Below are 4,951 nucleotides of genomic sequence, written 5' to 3' on the forward strand. Positions count from 1 at the left end.
TCTGTTTGATAGGAAAAGGAATTCCTCGGGGCCGCCTCTCGGCGGCCTTGCGAAAAACGAATCCAAGTCAGACCATTTCAAATGGTTCGATGTCTGCCCGGATGCGACACACCATGTGTGTCCATCCTCGCAGTATCCGGTTCTCAAGGTGCACGCCTGCGCGTCTCATCCGGTCCGACCGGGCCGCGCGGCAAGGAGATATATTGCCAGACCGGAGGGGCCCGCGGGGCGGGAATCTGGTTGCACACAACTCCTACACATTTATACCCGCAGCTGACGCTTGCCAGTCGTTACCTACCACTCGCCGAGCATATCTTTATATTGATTAGCCCCATGGCTAGAGCCGATATGCGCCCCGAGCCAAAGCGCAGCCGGCATCAAGCAACTCGTCGCGCTCCTCCACCGAAAAGCCCTCGGCGTACACTCGCACCACCGGCTCAGTGCCACTCGGGCGAACCAACAGCCAGGTATCATTCTCAAATGCCAAACGCAAGCCGTCCATGTGACTTACGCTCTGCGGCGCCTTGCCGCAAATCGACTTTGGATTCACACCGGGAAGCAGCGTGCGCAGCGACTCGGCATCTTCTGCCTCAAGTCGTAAATCTCGACGGCCATAACTTGTTTTTCCAAAACTCGCCTCGAGCTGATCGACCAGCACGCCCAGCGAAGCCCCCGTCTTTGCCATGAGCTCACACAGGAGTAGGCAAGCGAGAATGCCGTCACGCTCGGGCATATGCGCGGCAATGCCGATGCCACCGGCCTCCTCACCGCCCATAAGCACCCCGTCTTTTTTCATCTCGGCGGCTATATATTTGAAGCCAACCGGTTTTACGGTCACGCGGCAACCGAGTGCCTCGGCAACACGACGTACAAGCGTCGAGCACGATAGATTGACGACGACTCGCCCCTTCAAATTGCGAAACTGAACCAATTCGCCCATTACGAGCGCCATGATCTGATGCGGATGTATATATCTACCGCGCTCGTCGACCGCGCCAATACGGTCAGCATCGCCATCGGTCACCAGGCCGGCACACGCGCCGTCTTCGATAACTGCACGCTCGCAGGCATCCACCCACGGCTCTACGGGATCGGGACAGATATCCCTCCAATCCGATGCTTGCCCCGCATGAATCTCATGGACCTCAACACCCAGCTCGCGCAGCAAATCGGCAAGATAACCTTGAGCCGCTCCCCCCATGGGGTCGACCACCACGCGCAGACGAGCGGCACGAATGGCATCGGCATCGACAAACGATGCTACCGCTCGCATATAGTCGGGAATGATATCCGCCGTGCGATACTGCTCCTCGAGCCCCAGAGGTTCGGCGGCCATCGTTGCCTCGAGTTCTTCGATGACGTCCTGGTTTGCCGTGGAACCATCGCCCATGCGCAGTTTGAGACAAAGATAGCCCTGCGGATGATGTGAACCGGTCACCATGAGCGCCCCGCACGCCTCGCCATCGTATGCGGCAGCCCACGTGATGGCAGGCGTGGGTACAAAACGGGCCGCGAGCACGGCATCAAGGCCATGGGCCGCAAGCACGCCAGCTGCAAGTTCTGCAAACTCGCGCGCCCGGGGACGGGTGTCATACCCGATATATACCGTCTTGCCGGGATATGTCTTTTGCCAGAGCTCGCCAGCGGCATCAGCGATACGGGCAACATTGTCAGCGTTAAAATCCTCGCCGACGCGAGCGCGCCAGCCATCAGTTCCAAAATGAATTATCGCGCACACACGCAGACACCTCGCAGTGTTTGGATCATGGTACGCAGGTGGTATACCCGCAACGAGCGCCCGGCAAGCCGCCGGCGCACGCATTCACCGTTTAGGCAAAAGCCGTCGAGGGCGCATATAGACAAAAAACCGCCCCGGTCGGGGCGGCAATTCGAATGTGCTTTTCTTAGGACTCTATATATCGAGCGCGTCTGCCATAGCAGCCGTCGTGATCGCCGTGGTTCCGCAACAGCCACCAACCATTGCGGCGCCAGCCCGCTTCCACTCGACGCATGCGCGCGCGAAAGCTTCGGGGTCCTCGTGCCACACGGGCCCATCTTGCGTTTGGACCGGATTTCCCGCATTGGGACGTACAGTAACGGGCGTCGTGGCTATCTTGACCATTCTTGGTACCGCAGCGGTAGCCGCTGTCAGGGTGCAGCAATTGATCCCAACCGAGCTCGCACCGTGCTTCTCGGCATACAAGATGGCACCTTCGATGTTTAGGCCATCACCCAGCAGGTCGCCCTTGTCATCAATAGCAAAGCTCACCAGAACGGGCATGCCATCAGCGGCATCATGGACACCGGCGAACACGGGCTGCAGATTGCGGATAGACGTGATCGTCTCGACCAGAATCCCGTCGACGCCGGCGTTGAGCAGGGCGGACGCCTGCTCGCGAGCATTTGCGCGAATCTCTCGATACTCGGAAGAATCCTCGACAAACCACTCAATCGCAATAGGCCCCATGGACCCCAGCAATAGCTGGGGATTTGCCTGGCGGGCATCGTCGACCGCCCCGCGATTGACCTCTGCCATAGATGGAGCGATTTCATCGCGATCGAGCGCAAAACCCGATGCCTGGAACGTATTGGTAATAAGCACCTGTGCACCAGCGGCGGCATACAGTCGGTGGATGCGAGAAACCGTCTGTGGTTCGGCGAGGTTCCAAAATGCCGGCGGAATATCGGTAGCACCGTATTCACTCAGCAGCACGCTGCCCATCGGACCCTGTGCCAGCAGCGTCTCGCTGGCAAGTCGGCGCATAAGCTCCTCGCCGCCGAAGCGATTGTAATAACTCGTATCCATATATATGTTTCGCTATTCCTCGATGCTGATTCCCTGCTTTTCGAGATAGGCGAGCCAACGGACCATTGTGTCCTCGGAAAGCGCGTGCTCCATCATGCAGGCCTCGGCATCGGCGCGCTCAAAGTCGACGCCGAGCTCCTGGACCAAAAATGTGCGAATCAGGCGATGGCGATACCAGATAGCCAAACCGACCTCGCGCCCACGGTTGGTCAGGATAACCTTGCCGTAGTGAGACTGCTCGACAAGTTCGGATGCCTTGAGAGCCGAAACCGCCTTGTTGACCGATGCCTTCGAAACGCCAAGGCGCTGTGCGATATCGACCGACCGCACGCCATTAGTCTCCCCATCCTCGCTTTCGATGCGAACCATGCACTCCAAGTAGTCTTCGTTCGCCACCGTTAGATGTAGCTCGCGCGAGCTATTTGTCGTATCCATGAACATCCGTCCCTTCTGCATTCAATGGCTGATTCTACCCCATCCAAGCGTCGCGGTATGCCGCGGCATACCGTGCTAGAGTTCTTGTTGCACACGACAACCAAGATTGGAGCGGTCTCTATGGAAAACACCACCACGAACCCCGATGTACTCGAGCGTTTTTTGCGCTACGTCCAGATCAACACACAGTCCGAGGATGCCAACTGTGACCAGGTTCCGTCGAGCACCGTCCAGTTTGATCTTGCCAATGTGCTTGCCGAGGAATTGCGCGAGCTTGGTGCAACCGATGCCCATGTAACCGAAAACGCCTATGTCTGCGCTCACATTCCCGCGAGCGCCGGCTCCGAGAATAAGCCCGCCCTGGGCCTGATCGCGCACCTCGACACCACCGAGGTCGCACCGGGCGCCGGCGTAGCGCCGCACATCGTGCACTACGAGGGCGGCGACCTGGTTTGCGGCATCGTCGACGGCAAGCCCGTATCCATGAGCACCGCCAAGCTCCCCGCCCTCAACAACCTTTTGGGCGAGGACCTGGTTTGCACCGACGGCACCACGCTGCTGGGCGCCGACGATAAGGCCGGTGTCGCCGAGATTATGGCGCTCGTCGCACGCATTGCACAGGACCCCAGCCTGCCCCACCCCACGCTTGGTATTTGTTTCTGCCCGGACGAGGAAATCGGCCACGGTGCCGAGCTGTTGGATATCGAGGACTTTGGCTGTAAGTATGCCTACACAGTCGACGGCGGTCCGGTTGGCGAGCTTGAGTGGGAGTGCTTCAACGCCGCCGAGGCTACCGTTAGCTTTGAGGGCCAGTCCATTCACCCCGGCGACGCCAAGGGCCGCATGGTTAACGCGGGCAATCTGTTCTGCGACTTCAATGCCCTGCTCCCCTACGTGCAGCGTCCGGAATACACCGAGGGCTACGAGGGTTTCTATCACCTCGAGGGCGTTTCTGCCACAGTCGACCATGCCACGGCGCGCTATATCGTCCGTGATCACGATGCCGCCAAGTTCCAGCAGAAGCTCGAGCTGATGGATGCTGCCGCCGCGCTGCTCAACCAGCGTCTGGGCGAGGAGCGCGTAACGGTCGAGATCAAGCACCAGTACCGTAACATGGCCGAGATTGTCCGCGACTACCCAGAGCTGATCGATGTCGCTAAGGAATCCTTCCTTGCCTGCGATGTTGAGCCCCAGGTGCTGCCGATTCGCGGCGGCACCGACGGTGCACAGCTGTCGTTCCGCGGCCTGCCCTGTCCCAACCTTTCAACGGGCGGCTACTGCTACCACGGCGTCAACGAGTTTGTTCCGGTCAGCTCGCTCGTCAAGATGACCGACGTCTTGCAGGAGCTCGTCGCCCGCTTCGCATAAGGAACTCGAATAATCTAGGTAAGCAAAATCGCCCCGTCCTCAAAACCGAGAACGGGGCGATTTTTTGGTGCAAGGGGAGTAGTCGGCATCGCTGGTTGAATCAACGTCAGCGAGCGACGTCCAGGGCGAACAAGTTGGCATGAAAAAGGCAGGACATTGATTCTGGTCATGCCCTGCCTTTTGAATGACAAATTGTCGCTCTGGGCGGCGCGCAGCGTCGAGCCGTGGGGGGGGGGGGGGGGCCCCCGCCCCCCCCCCCGTTTTCTTTTTAAAAAAAAAAAAACCCACTAGGCACCACCGCAAAAAAATATAATATAAAAAAAAAAAAAAAAAAAAAAAAAA

General features: G+C 58.6%; 4 protein-coding genes. 1 reads left to right on the forward strand and 3 read right to left on the reverse strand.

Annotated elements, in window-relative coordinates; genetic code table 11:
* Positions 1 to 337: 337 nt before the first annotated feature.
* The 3 genes from ACTQ40_RS10190 to ACTQ40_RS10200 form a co-directional block, all read right to left on the reverse strand.
* Positions 338 to 1,738, reverse strand: a complete 1,401-nt coding sequence (locus tag ACTQ40_RS10190) for a phosphoglucomutase/phosphomannomutase family protein (RefSeq protein WP_441564075.1) — start codon at positions 1,736 to 1,738, stop codon at positions 338 to 340.
* Positions 1,739 to 1,912: 174 nt separating this feature from the next.
* Entirely contained in the window at positions 1,913 to 2,806 is an 894-nt protein-coding gene (locus ACTQ40_RS10195) for a homocysteine S-methyltransferase family protein (RefSeq protein WP_441564077.1), read from the reverse strand.
* Between the two features lie 12 nt (positions 2,807 to 2,818).
* Positions 2,819 to 3,241: a metal-dependent transcriptional regulator gene (locus tag ACTQ40_RS10200; RefSeq protein ID WP_154518396.1), complete on the reverse strand. Its 423-nt coding sequence runs from the start codon at positions 3,239 to 3,241 to the stop codon at positions 2,819 to 2,821.
* A 120-nt stretch (positions 3,242 to 3,361) separates the two neighbouring features.
* On the opposite strand from ACTQ40_RS10200, the gene pepT reads away from it, so the two are divergent.
* A complete protein-coding gene (gene pepT / locus ACTQ40_RS10205; RefSeq protein WP_441032008.1) occupies positions 3,362 to 4,609 on the forward strand; it encodes a peptidase T in 1,248 nt (415 codons plus the stop codon).
* The last annotated feature ends 342 nt before the right edge of the window (positions 4,610 to 4,951 follow it).

It is taken from the genome of Collinsella sp. Sow4_D11, from assembly GCF_052116465.1.
In the GTDB taxonomy this organism is placed as follows: domain Bacteria; phylum Actinomycetota; class Coriobacteriia; order Coriobacteriales; family Coriobacteriaceae; genus Collinsella.